Genomic DNA, 25,203 nt, shown 5'->3' with positions numbered 1-25,203 from the left:
TGAGTACGGACCCTAGGCGGTTCCAGGGCGCCTGACCCAGCAACATCGCCAGGCCGCACCAACCCGTCACGCCCGCCGTGGCCAGCGCCGCGCCGAACAGCCCGGCGACGATAAAGCCGACGGGGTGGAGCGCGAAGCCTGCCATGACGCCCAGCGTCACCAGCAGGCCGACGACGATCTGCACTTGGCGGAAGATCGAAATCGGCGGCCCGCCCGGTGTCGCGCCGACGACGGGCAGGCCCTCGCGGCTCCAGGCTTCGATGCCTCCGTCCAGATTAAATACGAGTTGGCCGCCGGGCGCGACGGCGCCGATGGCGGCGCAGGCCTGGCCGCCACGCGCGCCCTTCTGGCATTGAAACACGATCGTCCGGTCGGCGGGCAGGTCCATGTCTCGCAGGATCGCCGCCGTGCGGGCCAGCGGCGCCGACAAGGCGTAGGGGATGTGGCCGGCCGCGAACTCGTCCGGTTCGCGCACGTCGATCAGCACGGCCCGGCCGGAGGCCAGCCAGTCCATCGCCTGACGGGGGGATATGGTGTCGACCATGCGGTCAGTCCTTTGCGCAGAAGTGGGCGTAGAGCACGGTCATGATCTCGACCGCCGCCGGATGGGCGATGAAATAGGTCAGGGTGCGGTGGTCGCGGCGGAAGTCGACCACCCCTTCGTCCTTCAGCTTCGACAGATGCTGCGACATGGACGTGGGCGCCACGCCGGTCTCTTCGATCAGCGTCGAGACGTTCCGTTCGCCTTGGATCAGGGCGCACAGGATCAGCAATCTATGGGGGTTGGCCAGGCTTTTCAGGAAGTCCGCCGCCTCGTCCGCGCGAGGCGGCAGGGCGTCGCCGAGTTGGATGACGATGGCGTCTTTACATTTCATGCTTTAATCATATCATAAAAATACGAAATGAAAAGGAGGCTCTCGTGGCCAAGGACTATGCGGCGCTGACACGCGATATCTCGACCTACATCGGCGAGCTTCGCCGCGCCCAGCCGGAGCCTATGCAGGCCTTCTCGGCCTTGGCGAAGGGCGCCACAGCCGACGGCGTGATCGACAAGAAGACCAAGGAGATGATCGCCCTGGCTATCGGCGTGAGCCAGCGTTGCGACGGCTGCATCGGCTTTCACGCCAAGGCGCTGACGGATCTGGGCGCGACGCGCGCGGAAGTCGCCGAGGTCATGGCCATGTGCGTCTATATGGGCGGCGGCCCGGCCCTGATGTACGCCGCCGACGCCCTGCGCGCCTTCGACCAGTTCGCCGAGGCCGCCTAACTTTCGGCGAACACGACCGGCAGGCCGGCGGCGTGCCAGGCCTGGATGCCGCCGGTCAGGTTGAACAGCGGCTGGCCGTCGGCCGCGGTCGGGCCGACGAAGGCGCAGACCTGGTGGCTGCGGCCGCCCTTCAGGCATTGGACGATGATCGTCTTGTCGGCCGGCAGGTCCAACGCCTGCCAGGCCGCCGGCATCTGGCTGAGCGGGGCCAGGATCGCGCCTTCGATATGAGCGGCGGCGTATTCGTCGGGTTCGCGAACGTCGATCAGGACGGCTTCGCCCGCCTGGAGCCAGGCGGCGGCCTCCTCGACCGAGACCACGGCGACGCTCATTGAGGGGCGCCCGGTTCGGCCGCAGCGGGGGCGGCGCTATCCTCGGCGCGCTGCCGGCCCAGGTGGTGGGCCGCCTCCTCGGGGCCGATCTCGAGGAAGGCCGGCGCCGAGGCGTTGAACGGCTCGGTATTCCCAGTGCGAACCACCACCTGGCGGGCGCCGTCCCAGATCATGTGCAAGGCCACGTAGAGCACGACGACCAGGCCGACGTAGCCGATCCAGCGGAAGCGGTGCAGCAGCTTGGCGATGTAGGTGGCGGCCACGCCCATCAGGGCGATCGACAGGATCAGGCCAAAGACCATGATCCACGGATGCTCGTGCGCGGCGCCGGCGACGGCCAGCACATTGTCCAGCGACATGGTGATGTCGGCGATCATGATCTGGACCAGCGCCGCGCCGAACGACTTGCGCTTGACGCCCAACTCCTCGGGCGAGGGGCCCGTGCCGTGCTCGATGCTCATGGCGAGCTGCAACTCGGCCTCAGCCTCCGCCTGATCGTGGGTCGCCTGCTCGCGCAGTTCGCGCCACATCTTCCAGCACACCCACAGCAGCAGCAGTCCGCCCGCCAGCAACAGGCCGACCAGCGCCAGGAGCTGGACGGTGATCAGGGCGAAGCCGATCCGCATCACCACGGCGGCGGCCAGGCCCACCAGGATCGCCTTCTTGCGCTGGTCCTGGGGCAGGGCGGCGGCGGCCAGGCCCACGGCCACGGCGTTGTCGCCGGCCAGCACCAGGTCCATCAGCAGAACCTGGCCCAAGGCGGTGAGTTGACTGACGAGTTCGGGGGAGGAGAGGAAGTCCATGGCCGCTCTCTAGCGCCGGTGCGGCAATCTGTCAGCCGCGTTGCGCGCGCGCCGCCTCATAAAGCGCCACGGCGGCGGCGTTGGACACATTCAGGCTCTCGAAGCCGCCGGGCATGGGGATCTTGGCCAGCACGTCGCAGTGTTCCGCCACCAGGCGGCGGATGCCGTCGCCCTCCGAGCCCATGACCAGGACGGTCGGCTGGGAGTCCAGCGCCTCTTCCAATGTCTGCTCGCCCGCGCCGTCCAGACCGACCGCGCGCCAGCCCAGGTCCGCCAGCCGCTCAAGCGCGCGGCTGAGATTGGTCACGCGGGCGTGCGGCAGACGCTCGGTGGCGCCGACCGCCGCCTTGGCCAGGGCGCCGGCCAGGGCGGGAGCGTGACGGTCTTGCACGATGATTCCCCGCGCGCCGAAGGCCAGGGCCGAGCGGAAAATGGCGCCCACGTTCTGGGGATCGGTCAGCTGGTCCAGCATGACGATGACGCCTTGCGCCGGTTCGGCCAGGTCGTCCAGCGCCACGCCCTCCAGCGGCTGGACCTTGAAGGCCAGGCCCTGGTGCACCGCGCCGGGCGGCAGCATCCGGGTCAGGGCTTGGGGATCGATCGTCTCGATACGGTGGCCGTGGGCCAGATCGCCGGCTTCGATTTCGGCGGCGCGCTCGGGCGTCGCCAGAAGGCGGCCGGTTCCACGCCGGGCGGGATTCGCCAGAGCGGCCAGAACGGGGTGCCGGCCCCACAGGAAATTGTCGGCGTCGGCCCGGCCTCGGTCGGCGCCGCGCGCGGGACGCGGTGTCTCCTCACGACCGCCAAACCCTTTGGCGGCGGGCTTTTCGGACCGTTCGCGAATGCCGCCGGAGCGGCTGGCGAAGGCCTGCTTTTTACCGCTTTTACGGTCGTTGCGTTCTGATTTCGACGACACTATAAGACGCCCTCCGATTTGGAGCCCCAGGGGCTTTCGGGTCTGGGCGCCCCCTCTATCTCAGAGGAGGCGGCAAGCCGAAGGCTTTTGTTTCGTCCCGCTTCCTTTGAGGGGCGGAACGAGGGGTCCGGCGGTTCGACAGAGCGCGTTTGGGGGAATGTCCCGAGCGGCAAAGGGGGGGGACTGTAAATCCCCTGCGTAAGCTTCGTAGGTTCGAGTCCTACTTCCCCCACCACGCGCTTTTCGAATACGACGGATCAGGACGACGGAGAGGAACCGGCTGCGGCGTTCCCAAAGAACTTCCGCAGTCTCCGCGCGGGTATAGCACAATGGTAGTGCAGCAGCCTTCCAAGCTGAGGATGTCGGTTCGATCCCGTCTACCCGCTCCAGGTTTTTAGATCAGCATCGCGCCCCTCCGCTGACGGACCAGGGCCTCGAGGAGTTTTGGCCATGGCCAAGGAAAAGTTCGAACGCACGAAGCCGCACTGCAACATCGGCACGATTGGTCACGTTGACCACGGCAAGACGACGCTGACGGCGGCGATCACGATGACGCTGGCGAAGGCGGGCGGCGCGAAGGCGATGAACTACGCCGACATCGACGCGGCGCCGGAAGAGAAGGCGCGCGGCATCACGATCAACACGGCGCACGTGGAATACGAGACGGCGAACCGTCACTACGCGCACGTCGACTGCCCGGGCCACGCCGACTATGTGAAGAACATGATCACGGGCGCGGCGCAGATGGACGGCGCGATCCTGGTGGTCTCGGCCGCGGACGGCCCGATGCCGCAGACGCGCGAGCACATCCTGCTGGCCCGTCAGGTGGGCGTGCCGGCGCTGGTGGTCTTCATGAACAAGGTCGACCTGGTCGACGACGAAGAGCTGCTTGAACTGGTCGAGATGGAAGTGCGCGAGCTGCTGAGCTCGTACCAGTTCCCGGGCGACGAAATCCCGATCACCAAGGGCTCGGCCAAGGCCGCGACCGACGGCGTGAACCCGGAGATCGGCGAGCAGCGCGTTCTGGCGCTGATGGAAACCGTCGACGCCTACATCCCGCAGCCGGCCCGTCCGGTCGACCAGCCGTTCCTGATGCCGGTCGAAGACGTGTTCTCGATCTCGGGCCGCGGCACTGTGGTGACCGGTCGCGTCGAGAAGGGCGTGATCAAGGTCGGCGAGGAAGTCGAGATCGTCGGCATCCGTCCGGTGCAGAAGACGACCTGCACGGGCGTCGAAATGTTCCGCAAGCTGCTGGACCAGGGCGAGGCGGGCGACAACGTCGGCGTGCTGCTGCGCGGCACCAAGCGCGAGGACGTCGAGCGCGGTCAGGTTCTGTGCAAGCCGGGTTCGATCACCCCGCACACCAAGTTCCTGGCCGAGGCCTACATCCTGACCAAGGAAGAGGGCGGCCGTCACACGCCGTTCTTCACCAACTACCGTCCGCAGTTCTACTTCCGCACGACCGACGTGACCGGCATCGTGCACCTGAAGGAAGGCGTGGAGATGATCATGCCGGGCGACAACGCCGAGCTGAACGTCGAGCTGATCACCCCGATCGCCATGGACCAGGGCCTGCGCTTCGCCATCCGTGAAGGCGGCCGCACCGTCGGCGCCGGCGTCGTGGCCAAGATCGTCGAGTAATCGACGATCCAAGGCCACGCATCCTCGCGATGCTGCGGGAGCCATGCTCCCGCAGGGGCCAAGATCGTCGAGTAATCGACTTTCTGAGTGCGCTAACGCTCGCGATGCGATCGCTCGCTTCCTGAGCGCTTCGGCCTCGCGCCGAGCCTCCGCGAGGCGAGCATAGGCCAAAAGACAGAGCGGCCCCCGGAGCGATCCGGGGGCCGTTTCTGCATTTACGTTCGCCTTCAGGCGTGTGGTCTTGCCTGGAACCAGAATCCGCCGTCTACGTTCGCTCGTGGACGTTAAGGATTTGGTAACCCTATGTTTCGCGCGGTTCGCATCGGTCTGTTCATCGGCACTCTGATCGGGATGTCGGCCTGCGCGACGCAGTACGATGCTCAAGGGCGTCCCGTTTCCGGCGCCTACGGCTCTGTCGAGGCCGGCCGCACGGGGTGATTTCAAGGAAATCGTGGCGTTAGGGGCGATTGTCGCCTACTGTCGTCATTGCGGACGCCGTTTGTCGCGCCGCGTCGGTCCCTATAACCCCCTAGATGTTACTCATCGCTATCGTCGTCGTTCTGCTCCTGGTGGTGCTCAACGGCCTTTTCGCCATGACCGAACTGGCGGTCGTGTCGTCCCGGAAATCCAAGCTGCAGAGCCGGGCGGAGAAGGGGGATCGGGGCGCGCGCAAGGCCCTGAAGCTGTCCGAGGAGCCCACGCAATTCCTGTCGGCGGTCCAGGTGGGCATCACCCTGATCGGCATTCTGGCGGGCGCCTACGGCCAGGCGACCATCGCGGGTGAGTTGGACCGGATTCTGGAGACCAGTTTTCCGGCCCTGGCGGCCTACACCGAATTCTTCGCCACCGCCCTGGTCGTCATCTGCATCACCTATGTCTCGCTGATCGTCGGGGAACTGGTTCCCAAGCGCCTGGCGCTGATCTTCCCGGAGACCATCGCGTCCAAGATGGCGCAGCCCATCTCCAGCCTGGCGCTGGTGATGAAGCCGTTCGTCCTGCTGCTGACCGCATCGACATCCGGCATCCTGAAGCTGCTGGGCGTCAAGGACCGGGACGGTTCGGACGTCACGCAGGAAGAGGTGGCGACGATCCTGGCCGAGGGCACGTCCGCGGGCCTGATCGAGCCGGAAGAGCAGGAGATGATCGAGGAGATCCTGCGGCTGGGCGATCGGCCCGTGCGGGTGGCCATGACGCCACGCCACGAGGTGTTCTGGATCGCCCTGGACGACAGCGAGAAGCAGCTGCGCGAGGAAATCCGCTCGTGTCCCTATTCCCGCATCGTCGTGGCGCGAGAGAACGATGTCGATAATCCGCTGGGCGTCGTCCACAAGAAGGACCTGCTGGACAGCCTGTTGGACAATGGCGAGTTCAACGTCGAAAGCCTGGTTCAGGAGCCCGCCTTCATCCCGCAGTCGACCTCGGTGTTGAAGGCGTTGGAGATCATCAAGGGCTCCAAGGTCCACATGGCCTTCATCGTCGACGAGTTCGGCGCCTTCGAAGGCGTCATCACCGCCACCGACCTGCTGGAGATGATCGCCGGCGACTTCAACGAATCGCATGACGAGGAAGAGGCTTATCTTCGCCAGCGCGAGGACGGTTCCTGGCTGGTCGACGGCCAGACCGACCTGGACGAGCTGGCCGACGCGCTGGGCGAGGATTTCGGCGATCACGAAGGCTTCCACACCGTCGCCGGCCTGATCTTGCATCAGCTGTCGCGCGTACCCGACGAAGGCGAGGTTCTGCAGGTCGGGCGCTACGAGGTCGAGGTGGTCGACATGGACGATCGCCGCATCGACAAGCTGATCTTCAAGGAGCTGGTCCGCGCCGAAGACGAGAAGCAGGCGGTCGCCGCGCACCTGGACGAGGATTAGGCGCGTCACATCCGCCCTTGAAATGCCGGGCCGCGTCAGGCATACGCGCCCCTCTGGCGAAGACGCTTGCCGATGGCGGGCGGCCTTTGTCTAGGAGTTTAGCTCAGCTGGTAGAGCACCGGTCTCCAAAACCGGGGGTCGTGGGTTCGAGTCCCCCAACTCCTGCCATTTCCCCCTGTCGCTTCCGGATGGGACTTCCCATCTGGGGCGACAGGAACAATTGTTTGAAGAGCATCTGATGGCCAAGGCCAAGAACCCCGGCAAGCGCCCGCAGATGGGCTCGAAGCTTCAGACCGCCCCGGCGGGCCAGACCATCGCCGTGGAGGCGACCGAGCCCAAGAAGAAGACGAGCCCGGCTCAGTTCTTCAGCCAGGTGCGCGCCGAAGGCCGCAAGATCGTGTGGCCCAGCCGCAAGGAGACCTGGATCACCTCGGTGATGGTCTTCATCATGGTGCTGATCGCCTCGATCTTCTTCTGGGTGGTGGACACCGGCCTGGGCTTCGCCTTCCGCTACATCATCGCTCTCGGCTCGTAAGAAAGACGCCCCCATGACCGACGCAGCGCCCGCCAAGCCGGCCAACCCGCGGCACAAGTGGTACATCGTCAACGCCTATTCGAACTTCGAGAAGAAGGTCGCCGAGCAACTGCGCGAACAGGCCCGCCAGCAGGGCCTGGAAGACGCCTTCTCCGAGATTCTGGTGCCGACCGAGGACGTCGTCGAGATCCGTCGCGGCCGCAAGGTGAACTCCGAGCGCAAGTTCTTCCCGGGCTACGTCCTGGTGAAGATGGAGATGACCGACCAGGCCTATCACCTGGTCAAGAACACGCCGAAGGTCACGGGCTTCCTGGGCGCGGCGGGCGGCACCAAGCCGCTGCCGGTCTCCGAACGCGAAGTGCAGAACATCATCGGGGCCGTGGAAGAGGGTGTCGAGCGTCCCAAGCCCACCATCCGCTTCGACATCGGCGAGAAGGTCAAGGTCACCGACGGCCCCTTCGCCAGCTTCGACGGCGCCGTCGAGAGCGTGGACGAGGAGAACGCCCGCCTGCGCGTCGCCGTCTCCATCTTCGGGCGCGCCACGCCGGTCGAACTGGAATACGGCCAGGTGGAGAAGGTCGCGGGCTGAGGCTCACGCACCGGTCGAGATTTCAGGCCGCGTCCGAAAGGGCGCGGCTTTTTCGTTTCTGCGGCGAGGGCAGGGACGTGCGTTGCCTTTCCATCCCCCCTCTGATACACGCGCGCCTTCGCTCGGCGGACCCTGGTTCGCGGTGCGGCAAATCCGTGGGAGGCAGCCATGCCGGACCACGGCTCACCGGTCCCGGATCAAAGCCCGGGATCATTCATAGGAGAGACCAATGGCCAAGAAGATTCTCGGCTATATCAAGCTGCAAGTGCCGGCCGGTTCGGCCACGCCTTCGCCGCCGATCGGCCCGGCTCTGGGTCAACGCGGCGTGAACATCATGGGCTTCTGCAAGGAGTTCAACGCGCGGACCGAGAAGGAAGCCAAGGGCACCCCGCTTCCGACCGTCATCACCGTCTATCAGGACAAGTCGTTCACCTTCGTGACCAAGACGCCGCCGGCGACCTGGTACCTGAAGCAGGCCACCGGCCTGAAGTCGGGCGCCAAGCTGGTCGGCCGCGAGATCGCCGGCAAGATCACGCAGACGCAACTGCGCGAGATCGCCGAAAAGAAGATGAAGGATCTGAACGCCAACGACCTCGACGCGGCGGCCAAGATCATCGAAGGCTCCGCCCGCGCGATGGGCCTCGAAGTGGTGGAGGGCTAAGCACATGGCCAAGCAAACCAAGGCCCAGAAGGCCCGCACCGGCGTCACCCAGGACCTGATCCCGTTCGCCGACGCCATCAAGCTGGTCAAGGACAACGCCAAGGCCAAGTTCGACGAGTCGATCGAGATCGCCGTCAACCTGGGCGTCGACCCGCGTCACGCCGACCAGCAGGTCCGCGGCGTGGTCAACCTGCCGTCCGGCACAGGCCGCGACGTCCGCGTCGCCGTCTTCGCCAAGGACGCCAAGGCCGAGGAAGCCAAGGCGGCCGGGGCCGAGCACGTCGGCGCCGAAGATCTGTACGAAAAGATCAACGGCGGCTTCATGGAGTTCGACCGCGTGATCGCGTCGCCGGACATGATGGCCCTGGTCGGTCGTCTGGGTAAGGTGCTGGGCCCGCGCGGCCTGATGCCGAACCCCAAGGTCGGCACCGTGACCCCGAACGTCGCCCAGGCCGTCAAGGACGCCAAGGGCGGCGCCGTGGAGTTCCGCGTCGAGAAGGCCGGCATCGTGCACGGCGGCATCGGCAAGGCCTCGTTCACGCAGGACGCGCTGGAAGCCAACGTCAAGGCGTTCGTCGACGCCCTGAACCGCTCCAAGCCGTCGGGCGCCAAGGGCACCTACGTCAAGCGCATCAGCCTGTCCTCGACGATGGGCCCGGGCATCAAGGTCGATCCGGCTTCGCTGGACGCCTGATCCCCGCTTCGCGATTGAATAGAGACGGCCCCGGAGAGCGATCTCCGGGGCCGTTTTCGTTTCGTGGTCAGGACCGAAGGAAGTCGCGCTGCGCCTTCTTTTTTCCACCGAGGGCGAACGGTCACGCTGGGGGTGCGTTCTGTCGGCGACCTTTGGGGATGTGACGATGTTCGGACTTGGAAGACGGGGCGGCGCCGCGAGCGCGACGGGCGCGGGCGACCCGTGGAAGGGGCGTCTGGCGTTCGGCGCCGTGGTGCTTGTCGCGGCCTATTTCGCCGTCCAGTTGATCATCACGCTGCAGACGCTCTGGCTGCTGATCTTCGGCGCGATCGTCGTGGCGGTGATCCTGCGTGCGCTAGCCGACCCCATCGTGCGCTGGTTCAAGGCGCCGGATCCCTTGGCGGTCTTTCTGTCGCTGCTGATCGTGGTGGCCGTCCTTGCGGGGGTGCTGACCCTGTTCGGCGCGCAGATCGCCGAGCAGGTGGCGGCCTTGTCGGCGGTGGTGCCTCAAGGATGGGCGCAGGTCCAATCGTGGATTCAGTCCCAGCCCTACGCCGGACAGCTGTTCGAACAGCTGCAGGGACTGGGAGATCGCGCGGGCCAGGCGCTTCAGGTGGCGCAACGTTTCGCGCTCAGCCTAGCCTCGGGCGTGACGACGCTGGTGCTGGTCGTTGTCGCCGGCGTCTTCCTGGCCATCGAGCCGGCCAAGTCGCGCGAAGGGCTGCTGTCGATGGCGCCCATGGAGCATCGCCCGCGCCTGCGCGAAGTCCTGAACAGCTGCGGTCACGCCCTGAAGGGCTGGCTGAAGGCCCAACTGTTCTCGATGGTGCTGGTCGGCACCCTGACCGGCGTCGGTCTGGCCGTGATCGGCGTGCCGTCCGCCTTGGGTCTGGGCCTGCTGACGGGGCTGGCGCAGTTCGTGCCGATCGTCGGCCCCATCGTCTCCACCGTGCCCGCCGTGCTGGTGGGCGCCACCCAGGGGTGGGAGACCGCGCTGATGACCCTGGCGCTCTATGTCATCGTCTCGCAATTGGAGAGTAACTTCATCACACCGATGGTCCAGAAGAACGTGGCGAACCTGCCGGTGGTGCTGGGCATCTTCGCCGTGGTCGGGATCGGCACCCTGTTCGGTCCGCTGGGGGTGCTGTTCGCCACGCCGCTGGCGCTGGTGGTGCACACGCTGGTGACCATGCTCTACCGCCAGGACGTCTTGAAGGATCCGGATGCGCGGGCCCCGGGAGAGCGATAATCGTCCGTCTGGAAGCGGGACGACTTGACGCAGGCCCCGCGATCCCGTTTCCCGATGGGAGGGTCGTCCGAAGGCGGATGAATTCGGTCGCGGACGCCGCAAGGAGCGACAGGTGACGGGCGAACAAGCGAAGCGCACCGCGCGATCCGAGACCCGGCAAGTCGCCGCCCTGCCGTGGCGGCTGGACGAAGGGCGGCGCCGCATTCTCATGATCACGTCGCGTGAGACGCGGCGCTGGGTCATCCCGAAAGGCGGGCGAATGGTCGGCTTGACGGACGCCGAGGCCGCGGCCCAGGAGGCGCTGGAAGAAGCCGGCGTCAAAGGGCAGATCCATGACCAGTCGATCGGCGTCTTCCGCTATCTGAAGCGGTTGAAGGACGACAGCGAGCGACGCTGCGTGGTGTCCGTCTATCCGCTGGAGGTGCTGATCCAGCTCGGCGCCTGGCCCGAGGCCCACCAACGCGAGCGGCGGTGGATGACCTTCGCCGAAGCCGCCGAGGCGGTGCATGAGCCGGATCTGGCGGCCCTGATACGCGACTTCGACGCCACGCACCTGGCGGATTGAGCAACCCCAAGTGGTTTCCTCTGGTCTTGGCCACGCCCCGACCCGATAAGGGCGGTTGGGGGAGCATTCATGCGCATCATCGGTCTTATCTTGGCGGGCTGGATGGCCGTCGCGGCGGCGGGCCCCGTCTGGTCGCAGAGCGCGGACATGGAGCGCCGCACCGTCCTGGCGCGCGAACTGATCGCCGTGTCCAGCGGACCGAACCTGGCCAAGTCGATCGAACGCTACGCGCAGTCCGAAATCGAGAAGGCGGCGCAGGGGCAGGACACCGAAGAGGCCGCATGGATGCGCGCCAACATGCCGGCGATGATCGGCCGCATGATCAGCCGGATGATGACCGATCTGGAGCCGGTGTACGCCGAGACCTTCACCGTCGCGGAACTGGAGGCGCAGATCGCCTTCTACCGGTCGCCGGTGGGGCAGGACATCGCCGCCAAGTCCCTGGAGATCGGGATGCGACAGGAGGCGGTCATGCAGACCGCGCTGATGGGTCTGCTGACCGAGTTCCGGTCGAAGTTCTGCGCCGCGTTCGATTGCGGCGCCGACGCCGGGCAGGCGGCCGCCAAGCGGGGACGCTAGCCGTCCAGTTCGGCGTATCGCCGGAATATCCCATCCTCGTTGAACGGGATGCGACGCGGACTGCCCAGATAGGCGGCGACCCGGGGCAGGGCGGCCACGCGGTCCCGCAGGGCGCTCACACGCGGCGTGTCCCGCATCACGCGAGCCGTCGCTTTCGGAAAGGCGTATCGCAGGCCCTCCGCCACCTGGAACAGGGACAGGTCGGCATAGGTGACGCGGCCCCCGACCAGCCAGCCAGGACCGGCCGGATTGCGCTCCAGAACCCGCTCGGCCCAGCCCAGGAACTTGGCGATGCGGCGATCGCGGAATCCCTCGGCTCGGCGCGCGGCCTCGGGCTTCTGGGCGTCGTAATAGGCCATAAGGTCGACGGGGTGGTGGGTGTCGTGCGTCTCCACGACCAGGTCGGCCAGCGTCAGCTGGATCTGGTTGACCCAGGCGCGGTCGCTGTCTCCGTCGGGGGCCAGCCCCATCTGCGGCCCGATCCAAGCCAGGATGGCCGCCACCTGGCCGATGGTGCGTTCGCCCAGTTTCAGGAAGGGCGGGGCGAAGGCGGGCGTGGCGGCCGTCTTCATCAGACGCATCATCGCCTCGCCGTCGTCCTGGCGCGAGACATCGACATAGTCCGCGCCGGCGGCCTCCAGCGCCAGGCGGACGAACTCTCCGCGCCCCTGGATCGTCGGCCAGTAATAGAGTTCATAGGCCATGCGTCACGCTCCTTGATTTATCGGACCTGCCCCTGTATGAGCGCCGCTTCCCGTCGAAGGTTCGCCTTTGACGGTCCTGTCCGAGAACTTCGGGGCGTGGGGGCCACCCGCGCCGTAACCGTCAGGGAGCCCCCTGGCGCCGTGGGGAGATGGGGACGCAAACTGGCAGATGTCGGCCCGCATTTCCGGGACGGACGCCGTCAGTCGCTTCCTTCGGACAATACGACCGGCCTGAACGTCTCGCGGCGACGCGCGGCGCTTTGGCCAATCCGTCGTCGGGAATAAGCCCGGCGGCGAATGCCAAGACTGGAGACCGCAATGGACCGCGCACAAAAGGCCGAGTCGATCGAGACGCTCAAGGGCGTGTTCGCCGACGCCGGCTCCGTGGTCGTGACCCACAACCTGGGTCTGACCGTTGCGGAAATGGAAGACCTGCGTGGCCGGCTGCGTACCGCCGGCGGCGCGTTCAAGGTGGTCAAGAACCGCCTGGCGCTGAAGGCGCTCGAAGCCGAAGAAGGCAGCGACTACCACGGCCTGTTCAAGGGTCCCGTGGGCATCGCCTATGCCGAGAACCCCGGTACGGCCGCCAAGGTCGCCACCGAGTTCGCCAAGGCCAACGATCGCTTCAAGATCGTCGGCGGCTTCATGGGCGAAACCGTCGTCGACCAGAAGGGCGTCGAGGCGCTCTCCAAGCTGCCGACGCTGGACGAAGTCCGCAGCCAACTCATCGGCCTGCTCAACGCACCCGCGACCAAGGTCGCCGGCGTGCTGCAAGCGCCCGCCGGTCAGCTGGCCCGGGTGTTCAACGCCTACGCCACCAAGGAAGCCGCGTAAGCGGCGGACCCTTTCATCTCTGCATCCCTCTCTGAAACCAATCCTCCGAAGGAAAACTGACAATGGCCGACCTCGCCAAGATCGTCGAAGACCTGTCCGCGCTTACCGTTCTGGAAGCCGCTGAACTCTCCAAGCTGCTGGAAGAAAAGTGGGGCGTTTCCGCCGCCGCTCCGGTCGCCATGGCCATGCCGGCCGGCGGCGCCGCTGGCGGCGCTCCGGCTGAAGCCGCCGAAGAGCAAACCGAGTTCACCGTCGTCCTGGTCGACGGCGGCGACAAGAAGATCAACGTCATCAAGGAAGTTCGCGGCGCTCGCTCGGACCTGGGCCTGAAGGAAGCCAAGGACCTGGTCGAAGGCGCTCCGCAGAACGTCGTCGAGAACGTCTCCAAGCAAGCCGCCGAAGAGCTGAAGAAGAAGCTCGAGGAAGCCGGCGCCAAGGTCCAGATCAAGTAATCTGGGCTTCGGCATCGCCGAAGATCGGAAAAGCCCCGGGGAAACCCGGGGCTTTTTTGTTGGGCTTTTTGTTTGGCCTATCGTCCTTCGGGCTACTTGAGGCCGGGTCCCGTGGGCCTGTCGCTTGTTGAGGCTGGTCGAACGCGTCAGACCGTCGCGGCCCAGTCGGTGGCGCGGATCAGGCTGTCGACGATTCCAGGCTCGGACGAAGCGTGGCCGGCGTCGGGCACGATGTCCAGCCTGGCCTCGGGCCAGGCGCGGTGCAGCGCCCAGGCGCTGGAGATCGGCGTCACCACGTCGAAGCGACCCTGCGCGATCCAGCAGGGAATGGCCCGCATCCGGTCGACGTTGTTCAGGATCCAGTTCTCCTCGGGGAAGAAGCCGCCGTTGGTGAAGAACCAGTTTTCGATCCGCGCGAAGGCGACCGCGAACTCGGGCTCGGCGAACTTGTCGGGCCGGGCGCTGGGGCCCTCGACGCTGACGGTTTCGCCCTCCCAGCTGGACCAGGCGATGGCGCAGCGCTCGCGCTCGGCCACGTCGTCGCCGATCAGCCGCTTGTAATAGGCGCCCATCAGGTCGCCACGCTCGGCTTCGGGGATGGGCGCGACGAACCGCTCCCATGCGTCGGGGAAGATCATCGAGGCGCCGTCCTGGTAGAACCAGTGAAGCTCCTTGCGGCTCAGAAGGAAGATGCCGCGCAGCACCAGCGCCAGGCACCGATCGGGATGGGTGATGGCGTAGGCCATCGACAAGGTGGAACCCCACGAGCCGCCGAAAACCACCCACCTGTCCACGCCGCAGCGGGCGCGCAGACGCTCGATGTCCTCGATCAGGGTCCAGGTGGTGTTGTCTTCAAGCGAGGCGTTCGGGCGGGATTTGCCGCATCCGCGCTGGTCGAACAGGATGATGCGGTATTTCGCCGGATCGAAGTAGCGCCGCATCCCCGGATTGACGGCCCCGCCTGGTCCGCCATGCAGGACAAGCACGGGGCGACCCTGCGGATTGCCGCATTCCTCGTAATAGATCTGGTGCGGACCGTCGGTCTCCATCCAGCCGGAGGCGAAGGGTTCGATCTCTGGATAGAGCTCGCGGCGGGGGGCGGCGGACGCAGGGAAGGCCATGAAATGCAGCGGTCTCTCTGAAGGGGCGAAGCTTGGCCGTTAAGCGGACCGCGCCTGAAATGCCGCAAACGCGACGCAAAGCCAACCGGCGATCATGAGAAGGCCGCCGACCGGCGCGACCGCGCCCATCGCCGGCAGGCTGAGCAGGGCGATGAAGGCCAGCGCAAGACTGAACACCAGACCGCCGGTCGTCCCCAGCCAGCCGGCCAGCCGGGCCAGACGGCCGCCGCCGGTCCACAGGGCGCAGGCCAGACCCAAGACGGCGTGCGCCAGCTGATAGTGGGCGCCGGTGGTCAGCAGCGTCTTGACCTGCGGCCCGGCGCCGTGGGCGGCGAACGCCCCCAGCGCAACGGCGAGCGCCCCGTTCAGGGCGGAAAAGACGATCAGGTCGCGCCCGGCCATGCTCAGCCTTCGACGTCGGTGGCCGGGCGATCGTGGCCGTCGGCCCGCTCGGTCACCCATTCGCCGTCGGATCCCTCGTATTCGATCATGGCGGTCTGATCCGGCACCTTCTGCTCGCGCGCCGCGCGCACGGCGGCGGCCCGCGCCTCGTCATGGCTGGCGAAGGTCTCGGAGAAGGTGTCGCCGGACTTGTAAGCCCAGCCGCCGTCGTGTTCGACGATCCGATAGGTGACGTGGCTCATGGGTATGCCTTTCTGGAAAGTTGGCGGACGCTAGCGCGAACCGGCGGCGCCTCAAACCGGTTCCGGTCACAATGTGAAGCTGGACGGCGACCTTACAAAGATTTCACCTGAGATTTCGCATCCGTGGGGGCGACTGGCGGCCTCTTGTGATCAGAAGGCCGCCGCATCAGGCTGGGCCGCAAGGGACCACAGGGGTATCGCCATGGAAGACTTCATTCCGATCTTCGCCATCTTCGCCGTCTTCGGCACCATCACGGCCATCATCGTCGGACCGACGTTCCTGAAGTATCGCGAGAAGCGCGACATGCAGGAGACCGTCCGCCACGCCGTCGACAAGGGCCAGGATCTGCCGTCCGAACTGATCGACGCCATGACCAAGGACGTGCAGAAGGCCCTGCCGTCGCGCATCAAGGACATCCGGCGCGGCATCATCTGGCTGGCGGTCGGCATCGGCATCGCCGCCTTCGGCCTGGTCAGCGACATGGGCGGAAACGGCTGGAACGGGGGCATGGACAACGGTTTGCTGGGCATCGCCTGCATTCCCGCCGTCATCGGCATCGCCTTCATCGTCCTGAGCTTCTTCAACCCGAGCAAGGACTGACGGCGACCGATCGGGGGAGACCGTCATGAACAGGAAAACCTTGCACGACCTCCACGACGTCGAGCTGGCGGCCCAGGCGGCCGCCGGCGGGCGGCGGGAGTATGGCGAGCTGGTGCGTCGGCACGGTTCGGCGGTCCGGGCGCTGTTGCGCCGGATGGGGGCCAGCCCGTCGCTGGCGGACGACGTGGCGCAGGACGCCTTTCTGCAGGGCTTTCAGCGTTGCGCCGAATTCCGGGCGCAGGGGACGTTCGCCGGCTGGATCAAGAAGATCGCCGCGCGCCTCTATCTGAAGCGCGTCGCCCGCGAGGCCCGCTACGTCGCCGAGATCGAGGCCGAAGAGGCGGCGACGCCGGTCGATCAGGCCGGCGCGCTGGACCTGGACGAGGCGCTGAAGACGCTGAACGAGACCGAACGGGTGTGCGTGTCGCTGTGCCACGGCGCCGGCATGTCCCACCCGGAAATCGCCGCGGCCATGAATTTGCCGCTCGGAACGGTGAAATCCCATGTCAAACGTGGTCTGGATAAACTCCGCGCCCGGCTTCAGCCGGCGCAGGCTTCAGGCGGGAGGTCGGCTCATGTCGGCTGATGAATTCGACCCGGCGATCGAGCGGCTTTTCGCCCGCGCGCCCCGAATGGCCGACGACGCCCTGTTCGTCGCCGAGTTTCGCACGCGGCTGGAGAAGCGTTCGCGCTGGCGCGGCGTGGCTCTGACCGGGGCCGGTCTGATCGGCGGCCTGATCGCGGTGCGCGAAGGAGTCAATCTGAACTTCACCGGCGGTGAAACCGAGGTGACGACGCTGGGTCAGGGCGTCCAGGCGGCCGCCGTGACGGCTCAGGGCGCGGTCCAGTCGGGCCTGGGCGGATTGGGGGTCGACTCGCTGGGCCTGAGCTCGCTCGGAATGGGCTCCATCGACCTGATGAGCGGCTCGGGCATGATGACCTTCTGGATCGTCGCCGGGGCGCTGGTCGCGCTGCTGGCCGCGGGCGCCGTGCGGCTTTCGCAGGACATCTAGGGTGACTTGGGCGGCGCGGGCGCCTATCTGACGGCCGATCAGACAGGAGGCCCGCCGATGTCCATTCACGCCCAGGAGACCGTCCGGCGCATTTCCGTGCCTGACATCGCGGCGCGGAAGGGCGGTGAGCCGATCGTCTGCCTGACCGCCTATGACGCGCCGATGGCCGGCCTGCTGGATCCGCATTGCGACGTGCTGCTGGTCGGCGACAGCCTTGGCATGGCGGTCCACGGCCTGCCCAACACCGTGGGCGTGACGCTGGAGATGATGATTCTTCACGGCCAGGCGGTGGTCAGGGGGTCGCGCCGGGCGCTGGTGGTGGTGGACATGCCCTTCGGCGCCTACGAGGGCGGCGAGCAGGCCGCCTACGACGCCTGCGTGCGCGTGATGAAGGAAACCGGCGCGCAGGCGGTGAAGCTGGAAACCAGCGCGGAACTGGCGCCGATCGTCGCCTTCCTGGTCAAGCGCGGCATTCCGGTGATGGGCCATATCGGTCTTCGCCCCCAGGCGGTGCTGGCCGAGGGCGGCTTCAAGGCCAAGGGCCGCACCGACGCCGAGCGCAAGCGCGTCCTCGCCGAGGCGAAGGCCGTGGCGGAGGCGGGGGCCTTCTGCATCGTCATCGAGGGGGTGGCTGAACCCCTGGCGCGTGAAATCACCCAGACGATCGACGCGCCCACGATCGGGATCGGCGCCTCGGCCGCCTGCGACGGCCAGGTGCTGGTGGTCAACGACATGCTGGGGATGTTCGACTGGACCCCGAAATTCGTCCGCAAGTACGCCGATCTGCGCGGAGAGATCGACCGAGCCGCCGCCGCCTTCGCCTCTGACGTAAAGTCCCGCCGTTTTCCTGCCGAAGTCGAGACCTACTTCTCGAAAAAACCGGCTACGCCGTAACGGCTTCGTTGCGGGCGTGAGGGCGACCCTCTAGGGTCCGCCGGATTCCGTGCAGCGATCTTTTGGGGCGACGTTTCCGTGGTTGATGTCTTCGAGCAGGTCGAGGAGGAGCTCCGCTCCGACCGGTACAAGCGCCTGGCCCGCACCTGGCTGCCCATCGCGGGCGTGGTGCTGGTGGTCGCGCTGATCGGCGCGCTGGGCTGGTGGGGCTGGGACAGCTATCAGTCCAACCGCGCCGGCAAGGGCGCCGAGGCCTATGACCGCGGCTTGGAAGCCCTGCGTGACAGCAAGCCCGCCGACGCCCGCGCCGCCTTCCAGGAAGCGGTCGAGCAGGGCAACGGCGCCTACAAGGCGCTGGCGCTGCAGCAGCAGGCCGCCCAGGCCCTGGACGCCAACAAGGTCCCCGATGCGGTGCGCCTGTTCGACGAATCCGCCAAGGCGACGCGCGATCCGATCCTGTCCGACACGGCCTCGATCAAGGCTGCTTGGCTGCTGATGGACACCGCGCCGCTGGCCGAACTGGAAAGCCGCCTGACCCCGCTGGCCGAGGACGATCGCCCGCTGCACGCCTTCGCCCAGCACGCGCTGGCCCTGGCGCGCCTTCAGCACGGCAAGGCGGCCGAGGCCCGGTCGGCCCTGGTGGTGCTGCAACTGGGCCAGGACGTGCCCGACGCCATTCGTCAGCAGGCCCAGGCGGCCATCGCCATGATCGACTCCGGCACGGTCGGCGCCCTGCCCAAGATCGTCGAGGCCGCCAAGGCCGCGCCGCCGCCCGCCGCGCCGCAGGCCTCGCCCGCTGCGCCGGCCGCATCGGCGCCTCCGGCCGCCGCGCCGACCCAACAGTGACGTCACCGGACAGGACGCCTTCGATGAACCGAGCTCTGAAAGTCGCGCTGGTCTGCGGCGTCGCCCTGACGGTCGCTTCGTGCGGCACCGTGCGCCGGGCCTTGCCGTTCGGCCTGGGGCGCAGTGACGAACCCCAAGCCACGGCGACCGAGGGGCAGCGCATTTCGGTGCTGGCCTTCGACGAGCAGCTGGCCCCGTCGGCGGCGCTGGCGGGACGCGATATCTTCCTGCCCGGTCCGCAGGCCGTGACGGCCTGGACCCAGCCTGGCGGCACGCCCGAGAATTTGGTCGAGCACGTCATCGCCGCGCCGAACTTCCAGATCGCCTGGCGTCGCGACATCGGCGCCGGCTCGGCCAATCCGGGCGACGTCATGGCTCCGGTGGTCGCCGCCGACGGCAAGATCTTCGTCCTGGACGGCCGCTCGACCGTCACGGCCGTTTCCGCCGATACGGGCGCGGTGCTGTGGAAGGCCGACGTGAAGCCCGAGGGCCGTGATCGCGGCCGCGACAACGGTTTCGGCGGCGGCGTCGCGGTAGCCGGCGGCCGGGTGTTCGTCTCGTCGGGAACGCGCGTGGTGTCGGCGCTGGACGCCAACAGCGGCGCCGTGGTCTGGAGCCAGAACGTCGACGCCCCGGTGCACGGCGCCCCCACGGTCGCGGGCGGCCGGGTCTTCGTGGTGGATGTGGACAGCCAGATGTTCGCCTTCGACGCCGCCACCGGCGCCCAGGCCTGGGCCCATCGCGGCATTGGCGAGCCGGCGCGGGTCTTGCGCGCCTCTAGTCCGGCGGTGACCGGTGAGACGGTCATCGCGCCGTTCGCCTCGGGCCAGCTGGTCGCGCTGCGGACCAACAACGGCCAGCCGGTCTGGGAAGAGACCCTGTCCAACACCAGCCGCACCAGCGCCCTGTCCGAGGTGCGCGACATCGCCGGACGCCCGGTCATCAGCCGCGGCATGGTCTATGCGATCAGCCACTCCGGCCAGATGGCGGCCATCGACATCCGCTCGGGCCGGCCGCGCTGGCAGTTGCCCATCATCGGCGTCAATGCGCCGCTGCCGGTCGGCGACGCGGTCTATGTCGTGTCCAAGGCCGGCGAACTGATCGCCGCGAACCGCGACACCGGCCAGGTCTATTGGACGCGCGAACTGAACGAGGGACGAGCCCGCAAGGAGGGCGGCTTCCTGGGCTTCTTCGACCACGAGGTTCGCCCGCAATGGTCGGGGCCCATCCTGGCGTCGAACCGGCTGGTGATGGTCAACTCCTTCGGCGAGGCCGTAGCCTTCGATCCCAAGACGGGCGCCCAGCAGGCGACCCTGAAGCTGGGCGCGCCGGCCTTCATCGCCCCCAGCGCCTATGACGGCGCCCTCTATGTGCTGACGGATTCCGGTCAGCTGATCTGCATCCGCTGACGTTTCGTCGCAAACTGGGTTAGAAGGCCGACATGGCTCTGAAGGTCGCCATCGTCGGCCGCCCCAATGTGGGCAAGTCGACCCTGTTCAACCGCCTCGTCGGCAAGCGTTTGGCGCTGGTCGACGATCGCCCCGGCGTGACCCGCGACCGGCGCTACGCCGACGGCAATATCGGCGACATGGACCTGACGCTGATCGACACGGCCGGGTACGAGGACGTCACCGACGAGAGCCTGGAAGCCCGGATGCGCGAGCAGACCGAGGCCGCGCTGGACGACGCCGAACTGATCCTGTTCATGATGGATGCGCGCGAGGGCGTGACCCAGCTGGACCGCATCTTCGCCGAACGCCTGCGCCGCCAGCACAAGCCGGTGATCCTGCTGGCCAACAAATCGGAAAGCCAGGCCTCGGGCGGCGGCGTCGGAGAAGCGCACGCCCTGGGCTTCGGCGAGCCGGTCGCCATCTCGGCCGAGCACGGCGAGGGCATGGCCGACCTGTATCAGGCCATCGTCGCGGCGTCCGAAGACATCTTCATCGAGGAAGAGGACGAGCCGGAAAAGCCGATCCGCATCGCCGTGATCGGCCGCCCCAACGCCGGCAAGTCCACCCTGATCAACCGCCTGATCGGCGACGACCGGCTGCTGACCGGGCCCGAGGCGGGCATCACGCGCGATTCCATCTCGGTCGACTGGGTGTGGGAAGACAGGAACATCCGTCTGATCGACACGGCGGGCATGCGGCGCAAGGCCCGTGTTCAGGAGAAGCTGGAGAAGCTGTCGGTCGCCGACACCATCCGCGCCATCACCTTCGCCGAGGTGGTTATCCTGGTCATGGACAAGGACGACGCCTTCGACACCCAGGACCTGCAGCTGGCCGACTTGGTCGAGCGCGAGGGCCGCGCCCTGGTCTATGTCGCCTCCAAATGGGATCTGGAGGAGGAGCCGCAGGCGCGCCTGGCCGAGCTGAAACGCCTGGCCGAGGACAAGCTGCCCCAGCTGAAGGGGTCACCCTTCGTCGCCCTGTCGTCGCACAGCGGCCGGGGCGTCGATCGCCTGATGCCGGCCGTGCTCCAGGCCTATGACACCTGGTCGGTCAAGGTGAAGACCAAGGATCTCAACACCTGGCTGTCCATGGCGACCCAGCGCCACCCGCCGCCCGCCGTGGACGGCAAGCGCATCAAGCCGAAGTACATCGCCCAGACCAAGGCGCGTCCGCCGACGTTCGTGTTGATGGCCAGCCGCGCCTCGGCCATGCCCGACCATTACAAGCGCTATCTGATCAACTCGATCCGCGAGAGCTTCGACCTGCCGGGCACGCCCATCCGCCTGAACGTCAAGACCAGCGGGGCCAACCCCTATGTCGACGGCGGCGCCAAGTCGGGGCCGGAGCGGTTCAAGGGCGCGGCCAAGACCGCGCCGCGCCGCATCCAGAAGGCGGAGAAGGCCGAGGAGCGGCTGTCCAACCTGCCCGGAAAGGCGCTGGAGCAGAAGGCCAAGGCGGGGATCAAGCCCAAGGTGAAGCCTCTGGGCGGGCTGAAGGCCAGCGCCTCCAAGAAGTCCGGGACCAACGCCATCGTCGGCAAGGGCGCGCGGGGCGGCGCCCGCCAGGTCTCGCGCTCGGGCCGCGTCCGCAGCGGTCAGAAGGGCGGCGCCAAGCGCTGACGTCCATGAACGAGCGGGACGGAACGCTTCCAGAGCGGCCGACCGCCCGCTGGCTGATCCTGGACCTGCAGCGCCGGGTGCTGCTGTTCCGTTTCGTCTTCGCCGAGGGGCCGCTGTCCGGAACCGTCTTCTGGGCCACGCCCGGCGGCGGCTGCGAGCCGGGCGAAAGCTTCGAGGACGCCGCGCGCCGCGAACTGTTCGAAGAGACGGGCCTTACAGTCGCCGATCCGGGTCCACAGGTCGCGCGCGTGCGCGTTTCCTTCCGCCTGCCTGACGGCCGCATGGCCGACGTGGATCAGCGCTTCTTCCTGCTGCGCGTCCCGGCCTTCACACCCGCACCCGGCGGCTGGACCGAGGAGGAGCGTCGCGTGCTGGTCGAACACCGCTGGTGGGCGGCGGCCGACATTCGGTCCTCCGCCGAAACGATCTGGCCCGCCGAACTGGCCGATCTCCTCGACGATCTTGGAGATTAGACCAGGGCTTCGGGCGAGGGCTCCGACTTCCAGTCCTTGAAGGACACCGTCAGCGAAGGAGTCAGGTCTCCGCGCGCCAGCTCGACGATCAGGGGCGCGATCTCGGACGGGTGAGGCAGGCCCTGCGGGTCCTCGCCCGGATAGGCCTGGGCGCGCATCTGGGTCCGCATCCGGCCGGGATCGACGATGGCGCATCGGATCGGCGTCGATTCGACCTCGTCCGCCCAGGCCTTCACCAGGGCTTCGGCGCCCGCCTTGGTGGCGGCGTACATGCCCCAGAACGCGCGGGGCCTGGCGGCGACGCTGGTGGTCAGGTGGATGGCCCGGCCGGCGTCGGACGCGCGCAACAAAGGCTCCAGCGAACGGATCAGGCGGTAGACGGCGGTGAAGTTGGTCTTCTCGACCTTGGCGAATTCGCGCGGGTCGGCGTGAGACACCGGCGTCAGGCCCGACGGGCCCATGGTCGCCGCCGCATGGACCCAGACGTCCAGCTTCTTGAAGCGTTCGAAGATCGCCCCGCCCAGCCGGTCGATGGCGCCCCCGTCCACCAGATCGAACGGGACCAAGGTGGCGTGCTGGCCCGTGGCGGCGAAGACGGCGTCGTCCAGCTCCTCCAGGCCGCCCTGGGTGCGCGCGGTGGCGATGACGTGGGCGCCGGCCTTGGCCAGGGCCAGGGCGCTCTCATAGCCGATGCCGCGCGAGGCGCCGACGACAAGCGCGATGCGGCCGGAAAGGGGAAGTTCGGACATGGCGCCTGATAGCGCGCGCGAGGCCGACCCGCCAAGCCGCTATTCGCCGGAGCAACCGCCGCTTCAGGCGCTGACGAGCAGGGAGAGCTGCCGCGCGCCGAATTCCCGGCCGCCCTCCTCGATCTCACGGTCCAGCAGGCGGGTCGGGTAGTCGCCGGTGAAATAGTGGTCGGTGAACTGGGGATGGGCGTTGTCGCGGCCGGTCTCGCCCATCGCGCGATAGAGGCCGTCGATGGACAGGAAGCCGAGAGAGTCGACCTCCAGCATCTCGCGCATCTCTTCCAGCGACTTGTTGGCGGCCAGAAGCTGCGCCCGCTCCGGCATGTCGATGCCGTAGAAGTCGGGATAGAGGATCTGCGGGCTGGCCGAGCGCAGGTGGACCTCGGTGGCGCCGGCGGCGCGCACGGCACGGACCAGCTTCAGGGAAGTCGTGCCGCGCACGATGGAGTCGTCGATCAGCACCACGCGCTTGCCGGCCAGTGCCGACTTGTTGGGGCTGTGCTTCATCCGCACGCCCTTCTGACGGGCGCCCTGGCTGGGCTGGATGAAGGTGCGGCCCAGATAGTGGCTGCGGATGATGCCCATCTCGTAGGGGATGCCGCTTTCCTGGGCGTAGCCCAGGGCGGCCGGCACGCCGGAGTCGGGCACCGGCACGACGATGTCGGCCTCGACGCCCAGTTCACGGGCAAGGCCCCGGCCCATCTCCTTGCGGACCTCATAGACCGAGCGGCCGTTCACGACCGAATCCGGGCGCGAGAAATAGACGTATTCGAACAGGCAGGGTCGCGCGGCGCGGGCCGGGAAGGGCTTGAGCGAGCGCAGGCCGTTCTCGTCGATGACCACCACCTCGCCATGCTCGACGTCGCGCACGAAGGTGGCGCCGATCATGTCCAGGGCGCAGGTCTCGGACGCCAGCACCCAGGCCTCGCCGACCTGGCCCAGCACCAGCGGACGGATGCCCAGCGGGTCGCGCGCGCCGATCATCTTGTGCCGCGTCTGGGCGACCAGGGCGTAGCCGCCTTCGATCCGCGCCAGGGCGTCGATGAAGCGATCGACGATCTTGGCCTTCCGGCTGCGGGCGATCAGATGGAGGATGACCTCGGAGTCCGACGTGGACTGGAAGATGGCGCCTTCGCCGACCAGCTGGGCGTGAAGGAATTTGAAGTTGGTCAGGTTGCCGTTGTGGGCGATGGCGATGCCGCCCTGGTCCAGGTCGGCGAACATCGGCTGGATGTTGCGCAGGAAGCTGCCGCCGGCGGTGGAGTAGCGGGTGTGGCCGACCGCCGCGCGTCCCGGCATCCGGCCGGCCAGGTCGGCCCCGCCGAAGGCTTCGCCCACCAGGCCCTGGTGACGTTCGGTATAGAAGCGTTCGTCCCTGACGCTGGCGATGCCGCAGGCCTCCTGGCCGCGATGCTGAAGCGCGTGCAGGCCCAGGGCGACGATGGCGGAGCCCTCGTCCTCTTCCGCGCCCCACACGCCGCAGACGCCGCATTCGAGGCGAAGCTGGTCGTCCTCGGGCTCGCGCCAATGTTCGCGGTGAACGACGGGATCGGCGATATGGTGGCGCATCGTCGGGCTCCGATGACCTGGGACTTGGGAAACTAGGGGGCGTCTTCGCGCGGCGAAGTAGTCCCGGATTGCGGCTGGGGCAAGGCTTCCGGATCGGAAAACCCTTTGCGTACGGAGGAATCGACCACGGGCGAGATCGCGTCCACGCCCCGGCCGATGCCCGGCAGGACCATCTGGATCGCCCGCGCGCCGAGCGCGCTGACGGGATAGGTGACGGCGCCGGCCAGCCAGCGGGGCGTGCGCTCGCCCGGCAGAGCGGCCACGATGACCAAATGAACGGCGCCGATCAGGACCAGCGCGCGCACGGCACCCACCACCACACCCAGCAGCCGGTCGAGGCCGCCCAGGGACGGATGGGCCTGGGCGCTCTTGGACAACAGTGACCCGGCGATCCGCAGGCCGAAATAGACGACGAAGAAGGTCAGGATGGCCGCCAGCACCGTGCCGGCCCAGTCCGGATCGACCACGGCGCGGCCGGCCATGGCGGTGAAGGGCAGGGCGATCAGGGCGACCAGGGCGGCCAGCAGGGCG

At 67.6% G+C, this 25,203-nt stretch carries 33 protein-coding genes and 3 tRNA genes; 24 read left to right on the top strand and 12 right to left on the bottom strand.

Features of this window, described 5'->3' with window-relative positions:
- Both B2U11_RS10935 and B2U11_RS10930 read right to left on the bottom strand, forming a co-directional pair.
- The coding region (locus B2U11_RS10935; RefSeq protein ID WP_292071739.1) for a rhodanese-like domain-containing protein at positions 1–544 on the bottom strand (544 nt) is incomplete at its 3' end.
- Positions 545–548: 4 nt separating this feature from the next.
- Positions 549–875, bottom strand: a complete 327-nt coding sequence (locus tag B2U11_RS10930) for an ArsR/SmtB family transcription factor (RefSeq protein ID WP_292071737.1) — start codon at positions 873–875, stop codon at positions 549–551.
- Positions 876–919: 44 nt separating this feature from the next.
- Between B2U11_RS10930 and B2U11_RS10925 the strand changes: the two genes are divergently transcribed.
- Entirely contained in the window at positions 920–1,267 is a 348-nt protein-coding gene (locus tag B2U11_RS10925) for a carboxymuconolactone decarboxylase family protein (protein ID WP_292071735.1), read from the top strand.
- Here B2U11_RS10925 and B2U11_RS10920 read toward each other — a convergent pair.
- The 3 genes from B2U11_RS10920 to rlmB are packed head-to-tail and all read right to left on the bottom strand — an operon-like array spanning position 1,264 to position 3,318.
- Positions 1,264–1,599 (bottom strand): rhodanese-like domain-containing protein, encoded by a 336-nt coding sequence (locus tag B2U11_RS10920; protein WP_292071733.1) that lies wholly within the window; start codon positions 1,597–1,599, stop codon positions 1,264–1,266. The genes B2U11_RS10925 and B2U11_RS10920 overlap by 4 nt on opposite strands.
- Entirely contained in the window at positions 1,596–2,402 is an 807-nt protein-coding gene (locus B2U11_RS10915) for a YjbE family putative metal transport protein (protein WP_292071731.1), read from the bottom strand. The genes B2U11_RS10920 and B2U11_RS10915 overlap by 4 nt, the downstream gene beginning before the upstream one ends.
- A 31-nt stretch (positions 2,403–2,433) precedes the next feature.
- Positions 2,434–3,318, bottom strand: a complete 885-nt coding sequence (gene rlmB / locus B2U11_RS10910) for a 23S rRNA (guanosine(2251)-2'-O)-methyltransferase RlmB (RefSeq protein WP_414632956.1) — start codon at positions 3,316–3,318, stop codon at positions 2,434–2,436.
- A gap of 151 nt (positions 3,319–3,469) precedes the next feature.
- On the opposite strand from rlmB, the gene B2U11_RS10905 reads away from it, so the two are divergent.
- From B2U11_RS10905 to B2U11_RS10845, 13 genes are all read left to right on the top strand, one after another.
- Positions 3,470–3,553 (top strand) — tRNA-Tyr (locus tag B2U11_RS10905).
- An 80-nt stretch (positions 3,554–3,633) separates the two neighbouring features.
- Positions 3,634–3,707: transfer RNA gene (locus B2U11_RS10900), tRNA-Gly, on the top strand.
- A 61-nt stretch (positions 3,708–3,768) separates the two neighbouring features.
- Positions 3,769–4,959: an elongation factor Tu gene (gene tuf / locus B2U11_RS10895; protein ID WP_201216432.1), complete on the top strand. Its 1,191-nt coding sequence runs from the start codon at positions 3,769–3,771 to the stop codon at positions 4,957–4,959.
- Positions 4,960–5,262: 303 nt separating this feature from the next.
- Entirely contained in the window at positions 5,263–5,397 is a 135-nt protein-coding gene (locus B2U11_RS10890) for a hypothetical protein (protein WP_283843656.1), read from the top strand.
- Positions 5,398–5,492: 95 nt separating this feature from the next.
- Positions 5,493–6,830, top strand: a complete 1,338-nt coding sequence (locus B2U11_RS10885; RefSeq protein ID WP_292071726.1) for a hemolysin family protein — start codon at positions 5,493–5,495, stop codon at positions 6,828–6,830.
- 92 nt (positions 6,831–6,922) lie between these two features.
- A tRNA-Trp gene (locus B2U11_RS10880) sits at positions 6,923–6,998 on the top strand.
- Positions 6,999–7,068: 70 nt separating this feature from the next.
- Positions 7,069–7,365 carry a preprotein translocase subunit SecE gene (gene secE / locus B2U11_RS10875; protein WP_249750143.1) on the top strand — a complete coding sequence of 99 codons (297 nt, stop codon included), beginning with the start codon at positions 7,069–7,071 and terminating at the stop codon, positions 7,363–7,365.
- A 13-nt stretch (positions 7,366–7,378) separates the two neighbouring features.
- Positions 7,379–7,954: a transcription termination/antitermination protein NusG gene (nusG, locus tag B2U11_RS10870; RefSeq protein ID WP_249750144.1), complete on the top strand. Its 576-nt coding sequence runs from the start codon at positions 7,379–7,381 to the stop codon at positions 7,952–7,954.
- A gap of 229 nt (positions 7,955–8,183) precedes the next feature.
- Positions 8,184–8,615, top strand: a complete 432-nt coding sequence (gene rplK / locus B2U11_RS10865) for a 50S ribosomal protein L11 (protein ID WP_249750145.1) — start codon at positions 8,184–8,186, stop codon at positions 8,613–8,615.
- Positions 8,616–8,619: 4 nt separating this feature from the next.
- Positions 8,620–9,309, top strand: coding sequence for a 50S ribosomal protein L1 (gene rplA, locus B2U11_RS10860; protein ID WP_292071723.1), 690 nt, complete (start codon positions 8,620–8,622; stop codon positions 9,307–9,309).
- 166 nt (positions 9,310–9,475) lie between these two features.
- Positions 9,476–10,558, top strand: a complete 1,083-nt coding sequence (locus tag B2U11_RS10855) for an AI-2E family transporter (protein ID WP_292071721.1) — start codon at positions 9,476–9,478, stop codon at positions 10,556–10,558.
- A 112-nt stretch (positions 10,559–10,670) separates the two neighbouring features.
- On the top strand, positions 10,671–11,123 hold the full coding sequence (locus tag B2U11_RS10850) for an NUDIX hydrolase (RefSeq protein ID WP_292071719.1): 453 nt from the start codon (positions 10,671–10,673) through the stop codon (positions 11,121–11,123).
- A 69-nt stretch (positions 11,124–11,192) separates the two neighbouring features.
- On the top strand, positions 11,193–11,702 hold the full coding sequence (locus B2U11_RS10845) for a DUF2059 domain-containing protein (protein WP_292071718.1): 510 nt from the start codon (positions 11,193–11,195) through the stop codon (positions 11,700–11,702).
- Here B2U11_RS10845 and B2U11_RS10840 read toward each other — a convergent pair.
- Complete coding sequence (locus B2U11_RS10840) at positions 11,699–12,406, bottom strand: glutathione S-transferase (protein ID WP_292071717.1); 708 nt, start codon at positions 12,404–12,406, stop codon at positions 11,699–11,701. The two genes, B2U11_RS10845 and B2U11_RS10840, sit on opposite strands and share 4 nt — an antisense overlap.
- A gap of 318 nt (positions 12,407–12,724) precedes the next feature.
- On the opposite strand from B2U11_RS10840, the gene rplJ reads away from it, so the two are divergent.
- Together rplJ and rplL are read left to right on the top strand one after the other, a co-directional pair.
- Positions 12,725–13,240, top strand: coding sequence for a 50S ribosomal protein L10 (gene rplJ / locus B2U11_RS10835; RefSeq protein ID WP_249750150.1), 516 nt, complete (start codon positions 12,725–12,727; stop codon positions 13,238–13,240).
- A gap of 62 nt (positions 13,241–13,302) precedes the next feature.
- Positions 13,303–13,692, top strand: a complete 390-nt coding sequence (gene rplL, locus B2U11_RS10830) for a 50S ribosomal protein L7/L12 (RefSeq protein WP_249750151.1) — start codon at positions 13,303–13,305, stop codon at positions 13,690–13,692.
- Between the two features lie 146 nt (positions 13,693–13,838).
- Here the strand turns inward: rplL and pip are convergent, their stop codons facing one another.
- The 3 genes from pip to B2U11_RS10815 are packed head-to-tail and all read right to left on the bottom strand — an operon-like array spanning position 13,839 to position 15,457.
- A complete protein-coding gene (pip, locus tag B2U11_RS10825) occupies positions 13,839–14,813 on the bottom strand; it encodes a prolyl aminopeptidase (RefSeq protein ID WP_292071716.1) in 975 nt (324 codons plus the stop codon).
- Between the two features lie 39 nt (positions 14,814–14,852).
- Positions 14,853–15,215 (bottom strand): DUF423 domain-containing protein, encoded by a 363-nt coding sequence (locus tag B2U11_RS10820; RefSeq protein ID WP_292071714.1) that lies wholly within the window; start codon positions 15,213–15,215, stop codon positions 14,853–14,855.
- A gap of 2 nt (positions 15,216–15,217) precedes the next feature.
- A complete protein-coding gene (locus tag B2U11_RS10815) occupies positions 15,218–15,457 on the bottom strand; it encodes a DUF2188 domain-containing protein (RefSeq protein WP_292071712.1) in 240 nt (79 codons plus the stop codon).
- A 202-nt stretch (positions 15,458–15,659) separates the two neighbouring features.
- On the opposite strand from B2U11_RS10815, the gene B2U11_RS10810 reads away from it, so the two are divergent.
- The 8 genes from B2U11_RS10810 (at position 15,660) to B2U11_RS10775 (ending at position 22,354) form a co-directional block, all read left to right on the top strand.
- A complete protein-coding gene (locus tag B2U11_RS10810) occupies positions 15,660–16,058 on the top strand; it encodes a DUF6249 domain-containing protein (protein WP_292071711.1) in 399 nt (132 codons plus the stop codon).
- A 25-nt stretch (positions 16,059–16,083) separates the two neighbouring features.
- A complete protein-coding gene (locus B2U11_RS10805; protein WP_292071709.1) occupies positions 16,084–16,644 on the top strand; it encodes an RNA polymerase sigma factor in 561 nt (186 codons plus the stop codon).
- Positions 16,634–17,071, top strand: a complete 438-nt coding sequence (locus B2U11_RS10800; RefSeq protein WP_292071707.1) for a hypothetical protein — start codon at positions 16,634–16,636, stop codon at positions 17,069–17,071. Before B2U11_RS10805 ends, B2U11_RS10800 begins: the two co-directional genes overlap by 11 nt.
- 57 nt (positions 17,072–17,128) lie before the next feature.
- A complete protein-coding gene (panB, locus tag B2U11_RS10795; protein ID WP_292071705.1) occupies positions 17,129–17,965 on the top strand; it encodes a 3-methyl-2-oxobutanoate hydroxymethyltransferase in 837 nt (278 codons plus the stop codon).
- A gap of 78 nt (positions 17,966–18,043) precedes the next feature.
- Entirely contained in the window at positions 18,044–18,811 is a 768-nt protein-coding gene (locus B2U11_RS10790) for a tetratricopeptide repeat protein (RefSeq protein ID WP_292071703.1), read from the top strand.
- A 23-nt stretch (positions 18,812–18,834) separates the two neighbouring features.
- Positions 18,835–20,220: a PQQ-binding-like beta-propeller repeat protein gene (locus tag B2U11_RS10785; protein ID WP_292071701.1), complete on the top strand. Its 1,386-nt coding sequence runs from the start codon at positions 18,835–18,837 to the stop codon at positions 20,218–20,220.
- A 32-nt stretch (positions 20,221–20,252) separates the two neighbouring features.
- On the top strand, positions 20,253–21,881 hold the full coding sequence (gene der / locus B2U11_RS10780) for a ribosome biogenesis GTPase Der (RefSeq protein WP_292071700.1): 1,629 nt from the start codon (positions 20,253–20,255) through the stop codon (positions 21,879–21,881).
- Between the two features lie 5 nt (positions 21,882–21,886).
- A complete protein-coding gene (locus B2U11_RS10775) occupies positions 21,887–22,354 on the top strand; it encodes an NUDIX hydrolase (RefSeq protein ID WP_292071698.1) in 468 nt (155 codons plus the stop codon).
- On the opposite strand, the gene B2U11_RS10770 is transcribed toward B2U11_RS10775, so the two are convergent.
- From B2U11_RS10770 to B2U11_RS10760, 3 genes are all read right to left on the bottom strand, one after another.
- Complete coding sequence (locus tag B2U11_RS10770; RefSeq protein WP_292071696.1) at positions 22,351–23,103, bottom strand: SDR family NAD(P)-dependent oxidoreductase; 753 nt, start codon at positions 23,101–23,103, stop codon at positions 22,351–22,353. The genes B2U11_RS10775 and B2U11_RS10770 overlap by 4 nt on opposite strands.
- Before the next feature lie 63 nt (positions 23,104–23,166).
- Positions 23,167–24,672 carry an amidophosphoribosyltransferase gene (gene purF, locus B2U11_RS10765; RefSeq protein WP_201215751.1) on the bottom strand — a complete coding sequence of 502 codons (1,506 nt, stop codon included), beginning with the start codon at positions 24,670–24,672 and terminating at the stop codon, positions 23,167–23,169.
- Positions 24,673–24,704: 32 nt separating this feature from the next.
- On the bottom strand, positions 24,705–25,203 hold a 499-nt coding region (locus tag B2U11_RS10760; RefSeq protein WP_292071693.1), incomplete at its 5' end, for a CvpA family protein.

It is taken from the genome of Brevundimonas sp. UBA7534 (assembly GCF_002479325.1).
Taxonomy (GTDB): Bacteria; Pseudomonadota; Alphaproteobacteria; order Caulobacterales; family Caulobacteraceae; genus Brevundimonas.
This window is presented reverse-complemented; position numbering and strand designations above follow the sequence as displayed.

What these genes read in the sequence shown, in the direction of transcription:
- B2U11_RS10915 (WP_292071731.1), bottom strand. Translation starts at nt 2,402, where the DNA reads ATGGACTTCCTCTCCTCCCCCGAACTCGTCAGTCAACTCACCGCCTTG.
- der (WP_292071700.1), top strand. Translation starts at nt 20,253, where the DNA reads ATGGCTCTGAAGGTCGCCATCGTCGGCCGCCCCAATGTGGGCAAGTCG.
- B2U11_RS10855 (WP_292071721.1), top strand. Translation starts at nt 9,476, where the DNA reads ATGTTCGGACTTGGAAGACGGGGCGGCGCCGCGAGCGCGACGGGCGCG.
- B2U11_RS10840 (WP_292071717.1), bottom strand. Translation starts at nt 12,406, where the DNA reads ATGGCCTATGAACTCTATTACTGGCCGACGATCCAGGGGCGCGGAGAG.
- nusG (WP_249750144.1), top strand. Translation starts at nt 7,379, where the DNA reads ATGACCGACGCAGCGCCCGCCAAGCCGGCCAACCCGCGGCACAAGTGG.
- rplK (WP_249750145.1), top strand. Translation starts at nt 8,184, where the DNA reads ATGGCCAAGAAGATTCTCGGCTATATCAAGCTGCAAGTGCCGGCCGGT.
- tuf (WP_201216432.1), top strand. Translation starts at nt 3,769, where the DNA reads ATGGCCAAGGAAAAGTTCGAACGCACGAAGCCGCACTGCAACATCGGC.
- rplL (WP_249750151.1), top strand. Translation starts at nt 13,303, where the DNA reads ATGGCCGACCTCGCCAAGATCGTCGAAGACCTGTCCGCGCTTACCGTT.
- B2U11_RS10845 (WP_292071718.1), top strand. Translation starts at nt 11,193, where the DNA reads ATGCGCATCATCGGTCTTATCTTGGCGGGCTGGATGGCCGTCGCGGCG.
- B2U11_RS10770 (WP_292071696.1), bottom strand. Translation starts at nt 23,103, where the DNA reads ATGTCCGAACTTCCCCTTTCCGGCCGCATCGCGCTTGTCGTCGGCGCC.
- B2U11_RS10800 (WP_292071707.1), top strand. Translation starts at nt 16,634, where the DNA reads ATGTCGGCTGATGAATTCGACCCGGCGATCGAGCGGCTTTTCGCCCGC.
- B2U11_RS10820 (WP_292071714.1), bottom strand. Translation starts at nt 15,215, where the DNA reads ATGGCCGGGCGCGACCTGATCGTCTTTTCCGCCCTGAACGGGGCGCTC.
- B2U11_RS10815 (WP_292071712.1), bottom strand. Translation starts at nt 15,457, where the DNA reads ATGAGCCACGTCACCTATCGGATCGTCGAACACGACGGCGGCTGGGCT.
- purF (WP_201215751.1), bottom strand. Translation starts at nt 24,672, where the DNA reads ATGCGCCACCATATCGCCGATCCCGTCGTTCACCGCGAACATTGGCGC.
- B2U11_RS10885 (WP_292071726.1), top strand. Translation starts at nt 5,493, where the DNA reads ATGTTACTCATCGCTATCGTCGTCGTTCTGCTCCTGGTGGTGCTCAAC.
- panB (WP_292071705.1), top strand. Translation starts at nt 17,129, where the DNA reads ATGTCCATTCACGCCCAGGAGACCGTCCGGCGCATTTCCGTGCCTGAC.
- B2U11_RS10805 (WP_292071709.1), top strand. Translation starts at nt 16,084, where the DNA reads ATGAACAGGAAAACCTTGCACGACCTCCACGACGTCGAGCTGGCGGCC.
- B2U11_RS10920 (WP_292071733.1), bottom strand. Translation starts at nt 1,599, where the DNA reads ATGAGCGTCGCCGTGGTCTCGGTCGAGGAGGCCGCCGCCTGGCTCCAG.
- rplA (WP_292071723.1), top strand. Translation starts at nt 8,620, where the DNA reads ATGGCCAAGCAAACCAAGGCCCAGAAGGCCCGCACCGGCGTCACCCAG.
- B2U11_RS10890 (WP_283843656.1), top strand. Translation starts at nt 5,263, where the DNA reads ATGTTTCGCGCGGTTCGCATCGGTCTGTTCATCGGCACTCTGATCGGG.
- rplJ (WP_249750150.1), top strand. Translation starts at nt 12,725, where the DNA reads ATGGACCGCGCACAAAAGGCCGAGTCGATCGAGACGCTCAAGGGCGTG.
- pip (WP_292071716.1), bottom strand. Translation starts at nt 14,813, where the DNA reads ATGGCCTTCCCTGCGTCCGCCGCCCCCCGCCGCGAGCTCTATCCAGAG.
- B2U11_RS10775 (WP_292071698.1), top strand. Translation starts at nt 21,887, where the DNA reads ATGAACGAGCGGGACGGAACGCTTCCAGAGCGGCCGACCGCCCGCTGG.
- B2U11_RS10810 (WP_292071711.1), top strand. Translation starts at nt 15,660, where the DNA reads ATGGAAGACTTCATTCCGATCTTCGCCATCTTCGCCGTCTTCGGCACC.
- secE (WP_249750143.1), top strand. Translation starts at nt 7,069, where the DNA reads ATGGCCAAGGCCAAGAACCCCGGCAAGCGCCCGCAGATGGGCTCGAAG.
- B2U11_RS10785 (WP_292071701.1), top strand. Translation starts at nt 18,835, where the DNA reads ATGAACCGAGCTCTGAAAGTCGCGCTGGTCTGCGGCGTCGCCCTGACG.
- B2U11_RS10930 (WP_292071737.1), bottom strand. Translation starts at nt 875, where the DNA reads ATGAAATGTAAAGACGCCATCGTCATCCAACTCGGCGACGCCCTGCCG.